This is a genomic window from Oleiharenicola lentus, assembly GCF_051660365.1.
Lineage (GTDB): Bacteria > Verrucomicrobiota > Verrucomicrobiia > Opitutales > Opitutaceae > Lacunisphaera > Lacunisphaera lenta_A.
This window is the reverse complement of sequence record NZ_JBOZXB010000001.1, coordinates 1,746,077-1,764,791: the sequence shown is the minus strand read 5'-3', so window position 1 is coordinate 1,764,791 and position 18,715 is coordinate 1,746,077. Positions and strand designations below refer to the sequence as shown.

General features: G+C 61.7%; 17 protein-coding genes and 1 tRNA gene. 12 read left to right on the top strand and 6 right to left on the bottom strand.

What is annotated here, in order from left to right; all coding sequences use genetic code 11:
- Positions 1-193: 193 nt before the first annotated feature.
- The 5 genes from ACRRQW_RS06495 to ACRRQW_RS06475 form a co-directional block, all read right to left on the bottom strand.
- The gene (locus ACRRQW_RS06495; RefSeq protein WP_438480456.1) at positions 194-952 is read right to left on the bottom strand and encodes an IclR family transcriptional regulator; all 759 of its coding nucleotides are present in this window, start codon (positions 950-952) and stop codon (positions 194-196) included.
- Positions 953-1,053: 101 nt separating this feature from the next.
- Positions 1,054-1,722: a hypothetical protein gene (locus ACRRQW_RS06490; RefSeq protein ID WP_438480455.1), complete on the bottom strand. Its 669-nt coding sequence runs from the start codon at positions 1,720-1,722 to the stop codon at positions 1,054-1,056.
- Positions 1,719-2,819 carry an alanine racemase gene (locus ACRRQW_RS06485; RefSeq protein WP_438480454.1) on the bottom strand — a complete coding sequence of 367 codons (1,101 nt, stop codon included), beginning with the start codon at positions 2,817-2,819 and terminating at the stop codon, positions 1,719-1,721. The genes ACRRQW_RS06490 and ACRRQW_RS06485 overlap by 4 nt, the downstream gene beginning before the upstream one ends.
- Positions 2,820-2,823: 4 nt before the next feature.
- Entirely contained in the window at positions 2,824-3,579 is a 756-nt protein-coding gene (locus ACRRQW_RS06480; protein WP_438480453.1) for an SDR family NAD(P)-dependent oxidoreductase, read from the bottom strand.
- Positions 3,554-4,528, bottom strand: coding sequence for an amidohydrolase family protein (locus tag ACRRQW_RS06475; protein WP_438480452.1), 975 nt, complete (start codon positions 4,526-4,528; stop codon positions 3,554-3,556). Before ACRRQW_RS06475 ends, ACRRQW_RS06480 begins: the two co-directional genes overlap by 26 nt.
- A 213-nt stretch (positions 4,529-4,741) precedes the next feature.
- Between ACRRQW_RS06475 and ACRRQW_RS06470 the strand changes: the two genes are divergently transcribed.
- The 6 genes from ACRRQW_RS06470 to ACRRQW_RS06445 are packed head-to-tail and all read left to right on the top strand — an operon-like array spanning position 4,742 to position 11,571.
- Positions 4,742-6,097 (top strand): aspartate aminotransferase family protein, encoded by a 1,356-nt coding sequence (locus ACRRQW_RS06470; RefSeq protein WP_438480451.1) that lies wholly within the window; start codon positions 4,742-4,744, stop codon positions 6,095-6,097.
- A 17-nt stretch (positions 6,098-6,114) separates the two neighbouring features.
- Positions 6,115-7,644 carry a M81 family metallopeptidase gene (locus ACRRQW_RS06465; protein WP_438480450.1) on the top strand — a complete coding sequence of 510 codons (1,530 nt, stop codon included), beginning with the start codon at positions 6,115-6,117 and terminating at the stop codon, positions 7,642-7,644.
- Positions 7,641-8,042 (top strand): RidA family protein, encoded by a 402-nt coding sequence (locus tag ACRRQW_RS06460; RefSeq protein WP_438480449.1) that lies wholly within the window; start codon positions 7,641-7,643, stop codon positions 8,040-8,042. The genes ACRRQW_RS06465 and ACRRQW_RS06460 overlap by 4 nt, the downstream gene beginning before the upstream one ends.
- Positions 8,039-10,201 (top strand): transglutaminase-like domain-containing protein, encoded by a 2,163-nt coding sequence (locus tag ACRRQW_RS06455; RefSeq protein WP_438480448.1) that lies wholly within the window; start codon positions 8,039-8,041, stop codon positions 10,199-10,201. The genes ACRRQW_RS06460 and ACRRQW_RS06455 overlap by 4 nt, the downstream gene beginning before the upstream one ends.
- Before the next feature lie 9 nt (positions 10,202-10,210).
- Entirely contained in the window at positions 10,211-10,720 is a 510-nt protein-coding gene (locus ACRRQW_RS06450) for a hypothetical protein (protein WP_438480447.1), read from the top strand.
- Positions 10,721-10,725: 5 nt separating this feature from the next.
- The gene (locus ACRRQW_RS06445) at positions 10,726-11,571 is read left to right on the top strand and encodes an amylo-alpha-1,6-glucosidase (protein ID WP_438480446.1); all 846 of its coding nucleotides are present in this window, start codon (positions 10,726-10,728) and stop codon (positions 11,569-11,571) included.
- A gap of 318 nt (positions 11,572-11,889) precedes the next feature.
- On the opposite strand, the gene ACRRQW_RS06440 is transcribed toward ACRRQW_RS06445, so the two are convergent.
- Positions 11,890-11,966 (bottom strand) — tRNA-Glu (locus ACRRQW_RS06440).
- Positions 11,967-12,163: 197 nt separating this feature from the next.
- On the opposite strand from ACRRQW_RS06440, the gene galK reads away from it, so the two are divergent.
- The 6 genes from galK to ACRRQW_RS06410 all read left to right on the top strand — a co-directional run bounded on the left by galK (position 12,164) and on the right by ACRRQW_RS06410 (position 18,694).
- Positions 12,164-13,327, top strand: a complete 1,164-nt coding sequence (galK, locus tag ACRRQW_RS06435) for a galactokinase (RefSeq protein ID WP_438480445.1) — start codon at positions 12,164-12,166, stop codon at positions 13,325-13,327.
- Positions 13,328-13,354: 27 nt separating this feature from the next.
- Positions 13,355-14,428 (top strand): Gfo/Idh/MocA family protein, encoded by a 1,074-nt coding sequence (locus ACRRQW_RS06430; protein WP_438480444.1) that lies wholly within the window; start codon positions 13,355-13,357, stop codon positions 14,426-14,428.
- Positions 14,429-14,698: 270 nt separating this feature from the next.
- Positions 14,699-16,765, top strand: coding sequence for a carbon starvation CstA family protein (locus ACRRQW_RS06425; RefSeq protein ID WP_438480443.1), 2,067 nt, complete (start codon positions 14,699-14,701; stop codon positions 16,763-16,765).
- A gap of 48 nt (positions 16,766-16,813) precedes the next feature.
- On the top strand, positions 16,814-17,434 hold the full coding sequence (locus tag ACRRQW_RS06420; RefSeq protein ID WP_438480442.1) for a LysE family translocator: 621 nt from the start codon (positions 16,814-16,816) through the stop codon (positions 17,432-17,434).
- 2 nt (positions 17,435-17,436) lie between these two features.
- Positions 17,437-17,877 carry a metallophosphoesterase family protein gene (locus ACRRQW_RS06415; RefSeq protein ID WP_438480441.1) on the top strand — a complete coding sequence of 147 codons (441 nt, stop codon included), beginning with the start codon at positions 17,437-17,439 and terminating at the stop codon, positions 17,875-17,877.
- Between the two features lie 106 nt (positions 17,878-17,983).
- Positions 17,984-18,694: a M48 family metallopeptidase gene (locus ACRRQW_RS06410; protein ID WP_438480440.1), complete on the top strand. Its 711-nt coding sequence runs from the start codon at positions 17,984-17,986 to the stop codon at positions 18,692-18,694.
- Positions 18,695-18,715: the final 21 nt, after the last annotated feature.

The following is an 18,715-nucleotide window of genomic DNA, read 5'->3' as shown; positions in this document are numbered from 1 at the left end:
TGCGTTCCGGACTTCCACGGAACAAACGAGAAGGGGCGACGGGGGTCGTCCCTTCTTTTTTATTTTAACGGTGAGCGCGGGAATGAACACCGCAGCTTTGTCTCTCCTGCATCCGATCTGCTAAAGAATTCCTGTAGGTTGCGAGCTTGCTCGCACCTTGGCGGGCGAGCGCCCTACCTGCACCAATCCGCACTTAGGGAGTAGCCGGGGTATTCTTTCGACGCACCGCGCCTTCCTTGCGGAACTCCAGCAGCACTTGTCGCAAATCTTCGCGACGCGCCGGTGGGAAACGATGCACCGGCACCGAGACGGAAATTGCCGCGAGCGGCTCGCCGAGTTCGATCAACGGAATCGCCATGCACGTGACGCCGGAAACGGTTTCTTCCTCTTCCAATGCCCAGCCGCGGGCACGCGTGGCGGCGAGTTCTGTTTCCAGGCGCTCTTTCAGCGCGCGCCGTTTCGCCGCCGGCTCGAGCGCCACGGCTTTCGCCACGAGGCGCTCTTGCTGCGTTTCCGGCAGATAAGCCGCGACCGCGCGCCCAAGCGCCGTGGTGTGAAAGGCATCGCGCGCACCGGGCTTTACGATCGAACGCAGCGCCTGCGTGGTTTCGAGCACGTGCGCGTAGCGAACATAGAGGCCTTCGAGCACACCGAGGTTGATCGTCTCGTCGAATTTTTCCTGAAGCTGTTCCATCAATGGCAAGGCCTTCGCGCGCAGGACTTCGTCGCGCCCGTATTCGCGCAGGGAATTCAGGCGTTCGGAAAGACTATAGGTGCCGCGTTCCTCGGCTTGATCGACGTAGCCTAGATCGCGCAAGCTCCGCAGAATGCGAAACGTGCTCGGCTTGGGCTGACGCGTTTCCTCGGAAAGCTCGGCCAAGCTGAGCGGTCGCCCCGTGCGCGCGAGCACTTCGAGGATCGAAAACGCTTTGTCGAGAACAGCGATTGCCATGGTGATTTTTCGAGGGGAAACAAACGTTTCGTCAAACGAAATATCCACGGGCGCTTATCCGAGCCGAATTCCGCCTCTCCCTGCGCTTTCGCACGTCACAGTTATTCAGATAGCCGAAGCCGCGACCATTCGTCGCGCTGATGGAAAGCCGGGGCCGACAGGGGCGCGGTGGACGAAAGCAGCGGGCGAGGCGCTGTGGCCGCGCAATCGTAACGGCACACGGCGGTGCGCAGAACCGAGTCTGACGCGAAATGCGGAATCCCCAATACCGTCGCTGGAATGGCGGCACGGACGTGCAACTGGTGTTCGCTCAAGTGCGTCGCGCTCCGCACCCACGCGGAGTCGTTTACCATAAACTCCGACAGTTTCCGGTTACCGGCGCGGACTTCGGCGATCCCGTCGGGCGGGAAACGCAATTGGAGCCGTTGATTCTCGGGCGTGATGTGGATCTCGACGTAGTGCCCGGCCTCGGGTGCTTCCGCGAAAATTTCGCAGACGTCGCCCAGTTCCCAGGTGAGCTCGTTGAGTCGGCGTGCGGTATTGCGAAACGTGCGGCCTGACAGCACGACATCGTAAACGAGCGCATCATGGCTCCACGCCACGCGCGCCCAACCGGGTTGGAATGCCGCATTCGCGGCGCCTGAGATCCAGTGTTGGCGGAGCGGTTTCCACGTCGTGTCAGGCGTGAACGAATCCCCCGCCGGGCGGCGGGCTTCTGCGGCGGCGATCGAGAGCGCGTCCCAAGAGTCTTGTCCGCTTGAAAAACTCATTGCGTCCGGCCGCGCGCGTCCACGCGCCAGGTGGCGCTGATCGCTCCGTCGCCCGCATGCACGGCGATCTGATCGGTCAAATTGACGACGGTGCACACGTGCGCTGGCGTGAACAACACGCGTTCGCCAATCTTGAGCGCATCGACGGCGGCGCCGCGCACGTAGCCGTGCTCTTCGTTTACCCGCACGACGGAAAGGTCGCGGCCATCAGCGGCCTGCGCGAAAATCGTGTCCAGCGTGCGGTCGGATGAAAACGTTTTCGAACCCGCGTCGATCAACGCCAGTCCCGGTTCGGGTTTGTCCACAACTGTCACGAGCACCTGCAAGGCAATCGACTCGGCTGACATCACTTTGCTCACGGTCGAGAGCGCGAGGTCGCCGAACACGTATGCGCCGGGGCGCACCGCCTGCACACGGCCTGCACCGATCGCGAGGATGGCCTCGGCGGTCACGCTGCAACCTGGCCAGACCACCAGTCCGGCGTCGATGGAGTCGCGCGTGGTGCACAGTTGCTCGACCAGCTCGCGGACTTTTTGCGGACGGTCGGCGGCGGGCGTCGTGTAGAAATGGCCTTCGTGCGTATAGAAACCGCGCAGCTCGAGCGACGAACTGCGGGCGATCTTTCCGGCAAGCCGGTGCGCGGCATCGCGACTGCGCGTGCCTTCGCGACCGAGCCCGGTGTCCAGCGCCATCATCACGGAAAGTGTTTTCCCGGTGGCTTGAGCGAGTGCGTTCAGCGCGTCGGCATGCGCTTCGCTGGTCACCGCGACGCGCAAATCGTCGAGCTGCTCGCTGAGTTCCGCGATGCGGCGAGCCTGGCGCGGATCGACGAGCGAGTGGGCGACAAAAATACTCCGCACGCCCGACGGCAACATGGCCTCGGCTTCGCCGAGTTTTGCACACGTCAATCCCTTCGCTCCCGCTGCGAGCTGCATTTTCGCCACCGGCACCAGCTTGTGCGTCTTGATATGCGGACGCAGCTCGATGCCGGTTGCGTCGCACGCTGCCTGCATCGCGTGGATGTTTTTGGAGAGCCGCGTGTGGTCGATCAGAACCGACGGCGTGGCCAGATCATGCACCGTTTGCGCGTTTGTCATGACGTCACAGTTTGCCGATTTGGCCAACGGTGAGGCCGCCATCGACGACAATACTTTGCCCGGTAATGTAAGCGGCCGCCGGTGAAAGCAGGAAGGTCGCGGTGCCGGCGCAATCCTCAGGTTCGCCGAGGCGTTCGAGGAGGATCTTCTTTTCGTAGTGACGCTGACGCTCGGGGTGCGTTTCGAAAAACGGGGTGGTCAGCGGCGTGCGAATGAGTCCCGGCGCGATGCCGTTGACGCGAATCCGGTGCGGCGCTAACTCGAGCGCAAGCGCACGCGTCATCATCACCAACGCGCCTTTCGACGTGTCGTAAACCGAGCAACCGGGCTCAGGTTGGAAGCCATTCGTCGAGGAAATGATCACGATCGCACCGGGCCGCTTGTGAGCCACCAGCTCACGCGCAAAAGCCTGCGCAACAAAATAGGTGGCCCGCACATTGAGATTCATCGTGCGATCCCACAGCGCGGGTTCCGTTTCGAGAAAGGGTGCATCGGCCGCGACGCCGGCGTTGCAGACGAGCAGGTCGAGGGCGGGATGTGCGGCGAACGCGTCGGCGATGAGTTTCGCGGGCGTTGCGGCGTCGAACAGATCGCCCTGCAGGTAAGTTGCCCCGACCGGCAAATCGGCGGGCGCGGCCCCTTCGCCGTGAGAAATCACCGTGGCGCCCGCGGCTCGCAGGCCGGTGGCGATGGCGTGGCCGATGCCGCGGCTGGAGCCGGTGACGAGCGCGGTGTTAGGCGCGAGTGAGAACGGATTCATCTTTCAGTTTGAGCAAGGCGAGCAAGTTGTCGTGGGCGATGGCGTTCGGCGCAGACTCGGGCAGCGCGCGAAGGCACGCGACTTCTTCTTCATACGTGCAACGCAGCGAAATCAACCCGTTTTCCCCTTTGCCCACGAAGCTTTCGAACGGCGTGTCGGAGCCCCAGATCAATTTTTTCGGATAAGCCTCCGCGAGCGCGCGCAGCACTTTTTTCGGGTCGTGGTAGTCCGCGACGAAGCGACGCGGCAGCTCAGCGACGAAGCCGAGTTCCTGTGCCGCGCCCTGACAGTGGATGACGTGGGCAGAGCAATCGAACCACGCATTCGGCAGCTCGGCGATGCGGTCGAGGTAAACGCGGTCAAAGCGGCAGGAGTGCGCGAGGCAGAACCGGTTGCGCGGGGCGCTTTCGACGATGCGCAGCAGCATGCCGGCATCCGACCAAGGGTCGTTGGCGACCACGCTGGAGTGAATGATGAACGGCAGGTCGAGCTCCTCGGCGAGTTCGAGAAACTCACGCCCGGTGGTGAGCAATGCGCCCGCGTCGGCTTTGATCATCGTGGCCTGGATCTTTAGGCCGTAGAACGGAAACTCGCGGTGGAGTTCGCGTAATTTTTTCACCTGCGCGCGCGGCTCGCGCTCGGGGTCGAGAATCACGAAGGGCAGCGTCAACCGGCCCAAGTCGGGAAACTGTTCGTAGATTTCGCGCAGCATGCGCTCGTTTTCGAAGGCGTAGGGGACTTTTTCCGGGCCGCCCGGCACCAGTTGGCCCGCGCGCATCGCGGCCGGGTCGAACCACGCATTGCTCACCATCGGAAACACGACCCAGCGGGCGATGCCATGGCGGCGGCCTTCGGTTACGAGGGCGTTTAAATCCTGCGCGTAGGGATAAAATCCATTTAGGTAAAAAAACAGGTCGGTCCCGAGGTGGTTGTGGCAGTCGATCAGCACGGCGGAGGGAAGAAAGGGGAAGTGGGCCAGAGACGCCAGCGATCCGTTTCGGGGCGCGATTTCCGCCTCTGTGCGGGCGACGTTTGGGTGAATATTATCGGCTTACAAGTATTTTGTTTGACGAAATCTGTAGTTCGCATTGTGAAACGGTAGCAAACGCGAAATCTTCAACTAGGGCTACGTTGTCCAGAGGGTTTGGCGGCTGTTTTTCTCATGGCTTATACTTTCTCCCGGTCGGCAGAACTCTTCCAGCGCGCGCAAAAAAGCATCGCGGCGGGTGTTAACAGTGGCATTCGCAAAATGGAGGCCCCGGTGCCCCTCTACTTTTCGCACGGCAGCGGCCCGAACCTGTGGGACGTCGATGGCAATCACTACCTCGATTTCCAGCTCGGCCAGGGCGCGCTCCTCTATGGCCACGCGCCCGCTGAGATGGCGGCGGCGATCGCCGCGCAGGCAAAACTCGGCACGCACTGGGCTGCACAAAGCGAACTCGAAATCGAAGTCTCCGAACGCGTGCAGGCCATGATGCCGGCGGCGGAGTTGGTGCGCTTCAACAATTCCGCCACGGAGGTCGTAATGTCCGCGTTTCGCGTCGCGCGGGCGCATACGGGGCGTCCGCTGATTTTGCGCTTCGAAGGGCATTACCACGGCTGGAGCGACGAAGGGTTGCCCGGCTTTGCGAATGCGGTGAACGCGTGGGGCGATGACGAAGCGCCGTCGAACCGGCATCCGAGTAAAGGCGTAATTCCTGAAGTGCCGGAGAAATTCGTCGTCGCGCGCTGGAACGACGTCGAGCACCTCCGCCGTCGCGTGGACGAATTCCGCGGTCAGATCGCCGCCATCGTGTTCGAGCCCGTGTTGTGCAACACGTGCTGCATCGAGCCGGTGCAGCATTTGATGAGCACGATTCGCGAACTCTGTAATCGTGACGGCATGCTCATGATTTCCGATGAGACGATTACGGGCTTTCGCTTCGGTGCCGGTGGCGCGCAAGGCTACTACGGCTTCAGTCCCGACCTGACGATCCTCGGCAAAGCCATCGGCGGTGGCACGCCTTTCGCGGCGCTGGCCGGCACGCGCGCAGCGATGCGCACGATCCTCTCTGGCGAAGTGATCCACGCGGGCACGTTGAACGCCAACCCGCTTTGCCTCGTCGCGAGCAAATGGAGTCTCGATCAGATTCTCGACCAGGGATCGAAACACCCGGCGAGTATTCAAAAACTTGGCAAACAACTCATGGAGGGCCTCGTGGAGTTGGCGAACGAGCATGGAATTCCGTTGCGTCCGCAAGGACCGGGATTGGTTTTTCACACCGTGATGCTCCAGCCCGACGCCACCGAAGGCCCGATTTCCGATTACCGCGATTACGTGCGGCGCCACGACGCGCCGCGCTGGGCGCACCTCCGCCGCTGCCTGCTCGAAGAAGGCGTGCGCGCCATCGAGCGCGGCTTGTGGTCGATCAGTCTCGCGCACACCAAACCCGATATCGACGAGGCCCTGCGCCGCGTCGCCGTCGGCATGCGCCGGCACGCCAAACTCTGGCCCGCGCCCATGCCGGTTCCGGTGTAAAGTGAACGCGCCCGCGCATGACCACGACGCAGCCGAGAGTCTTGATGGCGGGCCTGTTTCAGGAAACCAACGGATTTATCGAGCAGACGACGTCGTGGAGTGACTTTAAAGTGTTTCGCGGCGCGGAAATATTTTCGCGTGGCGGTGACGGCTCGGTGACCGATGGATTTTTGGGTGAAGCGGCCCGAGCGGGTTTCGCGGTGATTCCGACGCTCGACGCGTGGGCGCTGCCGGGCGGCCTCGTCGAAGATACCGCGTTCGAACAATTTTGGTGCGAATTCGCGCAGGCTGCGCGCCTCGCTCTCGCGACCGGCATCGACGCAATTTTTCTGGTGCTCCACGGCGCGATGGCGACGACCTCGTTCGATGATGCCGAGGGCGAACTGCTCCGCCGCATCCGCGCAATGCCCGGCGCGGAGACGCTGCCGATCTTTGGCGTGCTCGATCTCCACGCAAACGTGACGCCCGCGATGTGTCGCCACGCCAACGGTTTGGTCGCCTACCGCGAAAACCCGCACATCGACGCCAAGCAAACGGGCGAGCGCGCGACGGCGTTGTTGGCGCGATGCTTGAAAGAAAAACGCGTGCCGCACATGACATGGTGCCGTCCGCCGTTGGTGTGGGCGCCACCCGCGACCGGCACGCAGGCAGATCCAATGTGCGCGCTGAGAAAATACGCGCAACACATCGAAGACACGCACGCCGAAATCTGGGCATGCAACCTCATCGCGGGATTTTCATTTACCGACCTGGCGGAGACCGGCGTTTCCCTGAGCGTCGTTTCAACCGCATTGAAAGAGGTCGATCATCGCGTGCTCGAAGCGGGCGCGCGACTGGCGTGGGAGCTGCGCGAATTAGGCCGCGTTACATATCCGCCGGCCGATGAGATGGTGGCATCGCTCGTGAAAACCAAGCGCGGGCCCGGCGAGCCGCCGGTGTTGCTCGTGGAGCCGGCGGACAACGTCGGCGCGGGTGCGCCCGGCGACGGCACGGGAATCTTGCGGGCGTTTGTGCAGCATCGAGTCGAACGCGCGCTCGTGGTGATCAACGATCCGCTCACCGTGAGCGCGTTGGCCGCACTCGCGGTCGGGGCCGAGCAACGCGTCGCCATCGGCGGTCGGGGCTCTTCGTTAGACGCCGGCCCCGTGGAGTTGGCGGTCACGTTGGTGTCGCGCAGCGACGGGCGTTTTGAATTGGAAGATGCGCAAAGCCACCTCGCGGCGATGAGCGGCACGCGTTACGACATGGGCCCGTGCGCCGTGGTGCGCGCGGGTGGAGTCACGATTCTCCTCACGAGTCGCAAGACGCCGCCATTCGATCTCGGGCAGCTGCGCAGCCAGGGGATCGAGCCGACGGAGTTTGCGTTTATCGGGGTGAAAGCCGCCGTCGCGCACAAGCGAGCTTACGACCGAATCTCCCGCGAAACGCATTACGTGGACACGCCCGGCCCGTGTTCGGGCAACCTGGCCGCGCTCCCGTGGAAAAAATTACGCCGGCCCGTCTGGCCGATCGATCCCGTCGAAAATTTCACCTGCCAAATTTTATGAAAACCTCCGTCACGTATCCCAAGGACAGTAACACCCCGACGTCGCACTTGCCATTCAGCCCGGCGGTGCGCGTGGGCGATTTGATTTTTGTTTCCGGCCAGGCGTCGGTCGACGCGACCGGCAAGATCGTCGCGGACACCTTCGAGGGCGAGTTTCGCCGCTCCGTGGAAAATCTGCGCAAGGTGCTGGAGTCCGCCGGCAGTGATTTGCAACACGTCGTGCAGACGAGGAATTACCTCCGCGACGATGCTAATCTCGGACGCTACAACGAGCTGTATCGCGAGTATTTTTCCCAGCCGCTGCCCGCGCGCACCACGATCACGAATTGCCTGCCGATCGCGCTGCACTACGAGATCGAGTGTGTCGCCGTCGCGAAAGATAACGTCACGGTGTCGTGAACACGTTCGCGAAAATTACGACGCTGGCGGCGTTGCTGGCGACCAGCGTGGGTTTCGGCGTCACCACCGCGGTCGATGAATTTTCGACGTGGAATAAAACCGGTCGCGAGGTTTACGAAACCGGTTTCGCGCGGCGCTTGCAGGTTGAAGGCAAAGCCGGCGTAAAATTGTTCGAGCACGTGCTGATCGAAAACGACGCTGCGGGCGGTGGACGCAGCGACAGGGGCCCGTCCGCGTCGGTGGTGTGGGGCGAGTGGCGGGCACGAAAGCTCCTCACGCTTGACGACCCACGTGCGCACGGCGCGGAACTTTACGTTTTTCCGCAGGCGAAACTGGCCCGTGCGTTGGAGGTGTCGATCAACGGGCACGCGACGCGCATTGAAGCCACGCCGCGTAAAGGCAACGAAACCATTCGCTGGATTCAGTTTCCGGTCGAGTGGCTCAGGGCCGGCGAAAATGTGATCGAGCTTTCCAGTCCCGATGCGAAATCCGAAACCGAGGGTTGGCGGCTGAATGTGGCGCGCGCGGACGAATATGTTACCGGCGGCGGCGATCCGGCGCCGGTGGGAAAAACGTCATTTCACTCGCGGGATGGCGGAAAGTCATGGCTCGCCGGTTGCGGTTTAGCCGATGGCACGGCCGCGGAGTTTTCCGTGCGGATCGGACTGAAGCGTCAGGTCACTGCGGGGATGTTGGAAACGCCGGTGATCGATTTGTGGAAAGGCGATGCGGATACGGTGATCGCCCGCCAGCGCGCGGTGCGGAAATTCACGGTCACGGCCCAAGGCGCGATGCCGGCGGGGACGTCGTTGGTGTATTCGCTGCGTAAAGGAAGTCACCCGAGTCCGTTCGCAAAAGGCTGGGAGCCGTATGAAAAAATTGGCGAAGGTGCGACGCTGGACGCAGCCATGACCGGTGCGGTCTCGAGTCGCCGATACGTGCAACTCAAAGTGGAATTCGCGACGGCAAACCCGTTGGTGTCGCCGTCCCTCGCGGCACTCGGGGTGCGTGCGGAATTCCGCGAAGATTTTCCGATTCCCTCGCACCAAAATTTACGCGTGGTCGAACTGGACAATGCACCGGTGTGGTATTCGTCGCTCGATTGGAAGTGGGAATCTCCGAATCGCCCGGAGTTCGCAGCGCTGCGTTTGCAGGAGAATCTTGATGAGGTCGTGCGCGGCGCGCGCACAGAGTTCGAGGCGATGGTGCGGTTGCGTGATTACGCGAAAAAACGCTGGGAGTGGACGCACCCGGCCGGGGATTTCCCGGCGTGGGACGCGTTGTCGATTGTCGAGCGTGTGAGTCGCGGCGGCGGCGGCATGTGCATCCAGCAGAATTTGTTTCTCGTCGGCCTGTGTCAGGCCATGGGCTGGCAGGGCCGGTTGGTCGCGATCGATTCGCACGAGGTGGCGGAAATCTGGAGCAACGACTACGGCAAATGGGTTTATTTCGACGCGTATTTTCCAAATCACAATTTATGCGATCCGGAAACGGGTGTGCCGTTGAGCATGTTGGAAATCCACGAACGCTACCTGGAGTTTTTCCATCCGGATGGCCCGATCGATTGGGTGAAGGATGCGCGCCCCGATCACGCCACGGTCGATGCGCGCGCCGACACGCCGCGCCTGGTGAGTAGCTCGCTCGACTACGCGAATCATGAAAATTACCGCTACACCGGCTTCGTGGAATCGCGGATGGTGCGCATGGTGCCGCGTTCGAACTTCATCGAGCAGCCGTTGCCGCGTCCGCTTAACCACGCGGCGGGCGGTTATTATTGGAACGGTTACGTCAGCTGGTATGACGGCCGCACGCCGATCAAGGGTCAATATGCGGACTACACGGACCGCGCGCGCGACTTGTGGCCGGATCTGAACACCGTGCATATCACCGCCTCGCAAGGGCCGGGCAACGACCGCGTGTTTCTTGAGTTCGAAACTTACACGCCAGGCTTCAGTCATTTCGAAGTGCTCGAAGATTCCGGCGCGTGGCGAAAGAGCGCGGATCGCTGGACGTGGTTGTTGGCGCCGGGAAAAAATTCCCTGCAAGTTCGCGCCGTGAACGAAAAAGGGGTCGGCGGAAAACCCGCGCGCGTCGTGATCAACCGGCTGTTAATGCCGGAAACCGGTTGGAAAAAGCCCGTGAATACCCGCTCGAAATAATTCCCCTCCATGCGTTACCCCCTGCGTTGGTTGAACTGCTTTTGTGCTCTCTTACTCGCGTCGGGACTGACCGCGCGCGCGGCATTGCCAGCGCCGGAAAAAGAATTTCGCACGCCGGAAGGCGCGGCGCTGCACGCGGCTTTGGCGAAGGAAGTCGCGACCGCCGGCAAGCCGGCATGGCAGCCGATGCTTAATTATCTCGCCCGGTTGCATGGCCAAAGCGTGAGCCCGGCGACGGGATTTTTTAAATACGCTTATGAATCGCTCGGGCCCGGTTACATGCGCGGTCGCGCATTCGGACATTGGGACCTCACGCATGAACGCCTCGATACGTTGCGGGCCTCGCCGGAACACGTGCGGAACCAGATTCACAACGAACTCGCGGGCCAGCAGCCTGACGGCTTGATTCCCGGCCTCGTGACGTTTGGCATCAGCGGGCACCCGGGGTTTGAAACCATTATCGAAACGGATCAGCCCACGTTTAAACCGTTCAAGGGATTTCCTCCGCTGTGTGGGTGATCGCGGTGGAAGCTTACGTTGAAAAAACCGGCGATGTGGGCGTGCTCGGCGAAGCGCTCGTCGCGTTGAAAAAACAAATCGGGTGGTTTGAGGCGAAGCGGGCTGTGCCAAGCGGTGGCTTTTATTACCTCGATGTGGTGAGCGACGTGTGGGAAAGCGGCGTCGACGAAGGCATCCGCTTTCTTAACCGCCCTGCCGGACCGGCGGCGTGTGTGGATGCCACGGCGCACGTTTACCTGATGTATGACCACGCCGCGCGCTGGAGCGAACAACTGAGGCAACCGGCGGATGAATGGAGAACCCGCGCCGTGGCGTTGCAGCGTTTCATCCAAAAAGAACTGTGGGACGAGCAAAGCGGATTTTTCTACGACCACTGGTCGGTGCGCGATCCCGCGAAGCGTCATTTGACCTTCGAAGGCATGTGGCCAGTCGTCGTAGGTGCGGCGAGCCCGGAGCAGGCGCGACGCGTGATCACCGAGCACTTGATGAATCCACGGGAGTTTTTCACGCCGCATCCGCTGACGACGGTGGCGCTGTCCGATCCTAAATTCGAACTCCGCATGTGGCGCGGCCCAGTGTGGAATTGCATGACGTATTGGGCCGCGCGCGGGTGTGTGCGTTACGGCCATCGTGAGGCCGCGCGCAAGCTGCTGGAAAATGCGCTCGATGCCACCGCGGCGGAGTTTGCCCGGAGCGGAACGATCTGGGAATTCTATCATCCGATGCTCGGCGAGCCGTCAGCTTTAAAACGAAAAACTTCCGGCCGCGATGAGCCGTGCCGCGACTACGTGGGCCACAATCCATTGTTCGCGATGGCCGCACTCCAGCGCGAGATCGCCGGTAAAAATTGATCCACCACGCCCAGGGTGACGGTCGCTCGATCTCCGAGGATTTCCGTGGAAGCTTCCGCATCACCCAACGCGTCGTTGCGGTCGGATTCCGGCAGGGGATGATGTTCACTGGACTGGAGGAGCTTCCTCTGGGCCTGATACGGCCCCGTGGCGCGGAAAGGAAATAGGAATCTATGGAGTGTGTGGCGGTCCCATTCGCACGGATTTTATACAACCGGCATAGAAATGGTCTATTGGTTGGCCTTTTAACGAAAAAGGAGATACCTCTGAAGTAGAGGTATCTCCTTTAAATCGCGCTGCTTGCACATCTTTTAAAGATGGCGTCCCCACGGGGATTCGAACCCCGGTTCTCACCGTGAAAGGGTGGTGTCCTAACCGGGCTAGACGATGGGGACCCAGCACGGAATTGGGGAAGCTACGGTGCGAGCCGGCCTGCGCAAGGATTTTCTCGATTCCTTTTTTAACTGCGAAAATGGCTCCGACTCACTGTTTCGACCTCGCTTTGAAGCGAACTCGCGACCGCTTTTGTATGTCGCGGGCACGCGGGGCGCGAGGTTGACGGAGGTGGGACGGCAACTAGTTTGCGTCTCCTGTGAACCCGACCGAGACCGCTTCCCTCATTCAAGAATTCAAACAGACCTATGGCCATGCGCCGGTGGTGATTGCGCGCGCGCCAGGACGGGTGGAATTCATCGGCAATCACACTGACTACAACGGCGGCGCGGTGCTCGGGGCGGCCATCGACCGCTACGTTTGGGTCGCCGCCTCGCCGAATCCGCAAGGACGGCTGCGCCTGTTTAGCGCCAACGGCCCGGCCGTGCTCGAATTGCCGGCTGATCCGGGCACGAAGGTCACTGGGTCGGATGCGTGGGCGAATTATCCGCTCGGCGTTTGGCGCAGTTTAAAGGATTTCGGGCTGCCGCGTCCGGAGGGCTTCGATCTTTTTGTAAGTTCAAATCTGCCCGCCGGGGCCGGTTTGAGCAGCAGCGCGGCGTTGGAACTCGCGGTGGCGTTGGCGCTGCTCGCGGTCGCAGGACAAGACGGCCTGGCGCCCGACCAACTCGCCAAACTCGGCCGCCATGCGGAGAACCACTACGTCGGCGTGCCGTGCGGCATCCTCGATCAGGGCACGAGCGCCCACGGCAAACTCGGGCATCTCGTGCACATCGATTGTCGCGGGCCGGTGTTTTCCGTGGTGCCGTTTCCAAGCAGCGCGCATCTGTGGATTTTCAACACCCGCGAAAAACACGCGCTTATCGATGGCATGTATGCGACGCGCAACCGCGAGTGTCTCGATGCCGCCAAAACGCTCGGCGTCGCGTTGCTGGCCGATCTCACGCCGGCGCAACTCGCGCCGCTCGAGTCGAAGCTCGCACCCGAGGTCGCGCAGCGGGCCAAACACATCGTGGGTGAACACGCGCGCGTGCATGAAACCGCGAGCGCGTTGGAAAAAGGCGATCTTTCCGCCGTCGGTAAATTGCTCACGGCGTCGCACCGCAGCTCGCAGCATCTGTTCGAAAACAGCACGCGCGCGCTCGATGATCTCGTCGATCTGCTCGAAAAACATCCAAAGGTTTACGGCGCACGGCTCACCGGCGGCGGATTTGGCGGCGCGGTGATGGCGCTGACGCAGGATGATTTTTCGGAGAAAGACGCGGCGGAAATTTCGCAAAATTATTCCGCACATCATGGTGGCGCGCCCGAAGTGATCCATTTGCAGAGCGCCGACGGGGCGCAGATTATTTGGCGTGGCTGATTTCGTTTTCCCGCTGCATCTTTTCGTATGAGCCAAAAATCCGACGGCATGAATTACGCACCGCAGGGCAAACCGCGCCCGGTGGTGAAGTCTGGCGAATTTGTATTCGCGGCGGCGTTTCTCGAGCACGGCCACATCTACGGCCAGTGCAACGGCCTCATCGAGGCTGGCGCGGAACTCAAATGGGTTTACGAAGCCGATGCGAAAAAAGTGGAGGCGTTTCGCGCAAAATTTCCGTCGGTGCAGGTCGCCCGTTCGCTCGACGAAATTCTCGCTGACCCTGCCGTAAAACTCGTCGCGGCGGCGGCCATTCCGAGTGAGCGCGGCGCGATCGGTTGCCGGGTGATGCAAGCGGGCAAAGATTATTTCACCGACAAAACGCCTTTCACGACGCTCGATCAACTTGCGCAAGCGCGCGAGGTCGTGGCGAAAACCGGCCGTAAATACATGGTGTATTACAGCGAGCGCCTCCACGTGGAGTGTGCGATGTATGCGGGCGATCTCGTCCACGGCGGCGCGATTGGCCGCGTGATCCAAGTGCTCGGGCTTGGGCCGCATCGGCTCGGCACGGGCCGGCCGGCGTGGTTTTTCGAAAAAGAAAAATACGGCGGCATCCTCTGTGACATCGGCAGCCACCAGTTTGAACAATTTCTATTCTACAGCGGCGCGACGGATGCGACGGTCACGCAGGCGGCGATCGCGAACTACGCAAATCCCGACACGCCCGAGTTCGAGGATTTCGGCGAGGCGTCGCTCATTGGCGACAACGGAGCGAGCAATTATGTGCGCGTGGATTGGTTCACGCCACCGGGGCTGGGCACGTGGGGCGACGGCCGCACGGTGATTCTCGGCACGAAGGGCTACATCGAGTTGCGCAAATATATCGATGTCGCACGCGATAAACAGGGCGACCAACTCTACCTCGTGGATGACAAGGGCGAACAGCGCCTCAATGTCACGGGACAGGTCGGCTTTCGTTTCTTCGGCGATTTCATTCTTGATTGTTTGAATCGCACTGAGACCGCGATGAGCCAGGCGCACGCATTCAAGGCCGCCGAGTTGTGCCTGAAAGCGCAGGCCGCCGCGCGACGGTTGACGTAACTGCTCTTTCAGTTGGAGGTGGGGCAATCAGCCCCGCGAGTTTACGCTAGCGATCGTGATGCGTCGCGGGGCTGATGGCCCCGCCTCCAATGAGGCTGTGTAGGTGGCGTGCTCGTGCGCCACGTTGCTCGCAAGCGAGCAACCTCCATTACTGTGTCTGAGGTCGGGCTCCACTTTGGGCTGCGGTGAAATTTCACTCGCGCGTGTGACTGAGTTTGCCGTTGCGGCGGGTGGGGGACGGCGCTGGCATCGCCGCACCTTTACCCCTGTATGAAGTTACCCCTTTGGTTGAAGATCGTCGTGTGGAGTCTTGTCGTGGCGCTTGGTGTCGGCTCGGTGGCCGTGCTGGCGTGGTCGCGTGGCGAGCAAGTCAGCGCGCTCTGGATGGTCGTGGCGGCGCTGTGCGTGTTTGCGGTTTCGTATCGGTTTCACTCGGCGTGGCTGATGGCAAAGGTGCTCACGCTCGACGAATTGCGGGCGACGCCCGCCGTCGTGCACGAGGACGGCAAAGATTTTGTGAAGACGAACAAGTGGGTCGTGTTCGGTCACCACTTCGCCGCGATCGCGGGACCGGGGCCGCTCGTCGGGCCGGTGCTGGCGGCGCAGTTCGGATTTCTTCCCGGCATGTTGTGGATGTTGGTCGGAGCCACGCTCGGCGGGGCGGTGCATGATTGCGTGATTATGTTTTGCTCGGTGCGCCGCCGTGGAAAATCGCTCGCGCAAATGGTGCGCGAGGAAGTGGGCTCGTTTGCGGGCATCGCTGCGCTGGTGAGCATCATCGCGATCATGATCATTCTGCTCGCGGTGCTGGCGTTGGTCGTGGTCAACGCGCTCGCGGAAAGTCCGTGGGGCCTGTTTACCATCGCGGCGACGATGCCGATTGCGATCATCATGGGCTGCTGGATGCGTTACGGCAAAGGCGGCGCGGCCTCGCTCGTGGCGGTGAGTGTGTTTGGGGTCGTCGCGTTGCTTACCGCGGTGTGGGGCGGGCAATTTGTGCACGGCACGGCCTGGGAAAAATGGTTCATGCTGCGCGGGACGACGATCGCGTGGTGGATCATGGGCTACGGGTTGCTCGCTTCGATTTTGCCTGTGTGGCTGCTGCTCGCGCCGCGCGATTACCTGAGCACATTTATGAAAATCGGGACGGTGATCGCGCTCGGGCTCGCGATTGTGGTGATCGGGCCGATGTTGAAAATGCCGGCGTTGACGAAGTTTATCGACGGCACCGGTCCGGTCGTGGCCGGGCCGTGGTTTCCCTTTGTATTCATCACGATCGCGTGCGCGGCGGTGTCGGGTTTCCACGCACTGATTTCCTCGGGCACGACGCCGAAATTGCTCACGCGTGAGAGTCACATCCGCGTGGTCGGTTACGGCGCGATGGTGACGGAAATGGTCGTCGGCATCATGGCGTTGATCGCCGCGTGCGCGATGGAGCCGGGCGAATATTTCGCGATCAACATGAAGGGCGAAGCCGCCGTGGTGACGGCAAAAGTCACCGCGCTGGGCTTTCCCGTGACCGAGGCGCAAATGGCAACGCTCGCAGCCGACATGGGCGAGAAGACGATGATTGGCCGCACGGGCGGCGCGCCGACGTTCGCGGTCGGCATGGCGCAGATGTTTGCGAGTGTGGTCGGCAGCAAGGGCGCGCTCGCGCTGTGGTATCACTTCGCTATCATGTTCGAGGCGTTGTTCATCCTCACGACGATCGATGCCGGCACGCGCGTGGGGCGGTTTCTCGTGCAGGATTTGCTAGGGCTGTTTTCAAAAAAACTGGGCGATACCAAATCGTTTGCCGGCAACACGCTCGCGACGGCGCTGTTTGTCGGAGCGTGGGGCTGGTTTCTTTATCAAGGCGTGATCGATCCTCTCGGGGGCATCAATTCGCTTTGGCCGATCTTCGGCGTGGCGAACCAGTTGCTCGCGGTCATCGCGTTTACGCTCGGCACAACAGTGCTTATCAAAATGGGCCGCGCGCGCTACGCGTGGGTGACGCTCGCGCCACTCGCGTGGTTGATGGCGGTGACGATGACGGCGGGCTGGATGAAAATTTTTAGTCCTGCTCCAGTCGGGTTCCTCGCAATTGCCCGCGCAGCCGAGTCTAAAATTGCGGGAGGCGGCACCGCGGCGGAGCTGAAGCTGTGGAACGCGCAAGTGTTCAATAATTACGTCGATGTCGCCGTGACGGGCACATTCATGGTGCTCGTATTGATCGTGGTCGCGGCGAGCGCGCGCGTGTGGTGGCAACTGCTCGCAGGTAAGACGGTGGCTCCGTTGCGCGAAGATCCTTACGTGCCACTCGGCGAAGTCACTGCGGAGAAAGCGACCGTCGCTTGACGCGCTGCGTAGTTGCAGCCGAGGCGGAAATTCCCACGCTGCCACGCCATGCACTTTTCTGTTCTCGCGGCGTTTACGGTCGCCCTCGCCATTGCGGTGGCTTTGCCCGGCCCGGGAATTTTCGCGGTGGTGTCGTGCGCGATCGGGCGCGGATTTCGCGAGGCGCTGGCGATGATTGGTGGGCTCATCCTGGGCGACTTGATTTATTTCACGCTCGCGGTGCTGGGCATGGCGGCGCTGGCGCGTTCGATGGGAGAGCTTTTTATCGCCGTCAAACTGACCGGCGCGGCGTATTTGATTTGGCTCGGCGTGAAACTGTGGCGCGAGAGGCCGGCGGCGCTGGTCTCTTCCGAAACGGCCGGGCCGGGGAAACGCGGGTATCGCCGGAGCTTCGTCGGGGGATTCTTGGTGACGATCAGTAACCCGAAGACGATCGCGTTTTACGCGGGCTTGCTCCCGACTTTTATCGATCTTGGAAAAATTTCCGCAAGCGACGCCGTGGCGATGGCCGGCATCGTGGTGCTGACGGTCGGGGCGATTCCGGCGGTATATGCGTATGCGGCGGCCAGCAGCCGGCGATTTTTTAACAGTCCCTCGCGACTGCGCCTGTTGAATCGCACGGCGGGCACGATGTTGATCGGCTCGGGTGTAACGGTGGCGACCCGCTAACCATGCGCATCGCAGTTATCTCCGACACCCACGACGTTTACCCGCCGCGCTTTCCGCAGCGCTTAAAAGGTGCGGACGAAATCTGGCACTTGGGCGATGTGTGCGAGCCGAGCACGCTCGTGGAATTTCAAAACCTCGATATCCCGATGCAAATCGTGCTCGGTAATAACGAGGCGCACGAACTTTGGCCGCTGGAACTCCAGCTGGAGCGCGGTGGGTTGAAATTTTTCCTGACGCATGTGCCGCCGCGCCGCATTCCGTCCGATGTGCGCGTGGTGTTGCACGGCCACACGCATGTGCCGCGCGATGAAACCGATGAACGCGGCGTGCGCTGGTTGAACCCGGGCTGCATCACGCGGCCGAATCGCGGCGCGCCGGCGAGTTGGGCGTGGTTGACGATTGAAGCAGGTAAGCCGCTGCGCTGGCAGATTGTGCGGGTGTAAAGGTGGTCGCCGGTGCGGAGACCGGCGACCACCCTAATGCAGCCACCGTGCATGCTTTAATTTAGTGGCTGGCATTGTGCAGCGGTCGCGCTTACCCAGTGTGCTCGTGAGCGTCGAACAGCAGGAATTTTTCCAGACCAGCCCGCAGGCGAATCCCGAACTGCTGTTTGTGCGGAGCGCGCGCGCGAATAGTTACCGGCTGACCTTGCGACGCGACGGCGTGGCGATGGTCACGATTCCCGCGCGCGGTTCGGAACGCGAGGCGCGTCGTTTTTTCGACCAGCATCAAGATTGGCTGGAGCGCGCGCGGGCGCGGCAGGCGCAAAAGCCGCGCGCCGCGAGCGTGTGGACGGTGGGCGCGCACGTGTTGTGGCGCGGGGAAATGCATGAGGTGCGCATCGCCGCGCAGGGCGAGAAGCCCCAAGTGTGCCTCGCGGCGGATGTGTTTCGCGTGGCGTCGATCGAAGGCGATCTGCGGCCGACGCTGGAGGCGCATTTCGCGCGGCGCGCTAAAATCGAACTGCCCGGACGCACGTGGGAGCTTTCCGCCGAAACCGGCGTTGATGTGAAACAAGTCACCGTGCGGAACCAACGCTCGCGTTGGGGCTCATGCTCGGCGGGTGGCACGATTTCGCTCAACTGGCGGCTGGTGCAGACACCGGACTCGGTGCGCGATTACATTATTTTCCACGAGCTGATGCACTTGAAGGAAATGAATCACTCCGAGCGTTTCTGGACGCGCGTCGAGGAAGTCTGCCCGTGGTGGCGCGACGCCGAGAAATGGCTGAAGCGCAACGGAAGTTTGCTGGGACTGTGAATGCCGCCAATTGAATTGCGG

Excerpts from the sequence above, each read along its gene's own strand:
- ACRRQW_RS06495 (WP_438480456.1), bottom strand. The coding sequence starts at position 952 with ATGGCAATCGCTGTTCTCGACAAAGCGTTTTCGATCCTCGAAGTGCTC.
- ACRRQW_RS06490 (WP_438480455.1), bottom strand. The coding sequence starts at position 1,722 with ATGAGTTTTTCAAGCGGACAAGACTCTTGGGACGCGCTCTCGATCGCC.
- ACRRQW_RS06485 (WP_438480454.1), bottom strand. The coding sequence starts at position 2,819 with ATGACAAACGCGCAAACGGTGCATGATCTGGCCACGCCGTCGGTTCTG.
- ACRRQW_RS06480 (WP_438480453.1), bottom strand. The coding sequence starts at position 3,579 with ATGAATCCGTTCTCACTCGCGCCTAACACCGCGCTCGTCACCGGCTCC.
- ACRRQW_RS06470 (WP_438480451.1), top strand. The coding sequence starts at position 4,742 with ATGGCTTATACTTTCTCCCGGTCGGCAGAACTCTTCCAGCGCGCGCAA.
- ACRRQW_RS06465 (WP_438480450.1), top strand. The coding sequence starts at position 6,115 with ATGACCACGACGCAGCCGAGAGTCTTGATGGCGGGCCTGTTTCAGGAA.
- ACRRQW_RS06460 (WP_438480449.1), top strand. The coding sequence starts at position 7,641 with ATGAAAACCTCCGTCACGTATCCCAAGGACAGTAACACCCCGACGTCG.
- ACRRQW_RS06450 (WP_438480447.1), top strand. The coding sequence starts at position 10,211 with ATGCGTTACCCCCTGCGTTGGTTGAACTGCTTTTGTGCTCTCTTACTC.
- ACRRQW_RS06430 (WP_438480444.1), top strand. The coding sequence starts at position 13,355 with ATGAGCCAAAAATCCGACGGCATGAATTACGCACCGCAGGGCAAACCG.
- ACRRQW_RS06425 (WP_438480443.1), top strand. The coding sequence starts at position 14,699 with ATGAAGTTACCCCTTTGGTTGAAGATCGTCGTGTGGAGTCTTGTCGTG.
- ACRRQW_RS06420 (WP_438480442.1), top strand. The coding sequence starts at position 16,814 with ATGCACTTTTCTGTTCTCGCGGCGTTTACGGTCGCCCTCGCCATTGCG.
- ACRRQW_RS06415 (WP_438480441.1), top strand. The coding sequence starts at position 17,437 with ATGCGCATCGCAGTTATCTCCGACACCCACGACGTTTACCCGCCGCGC.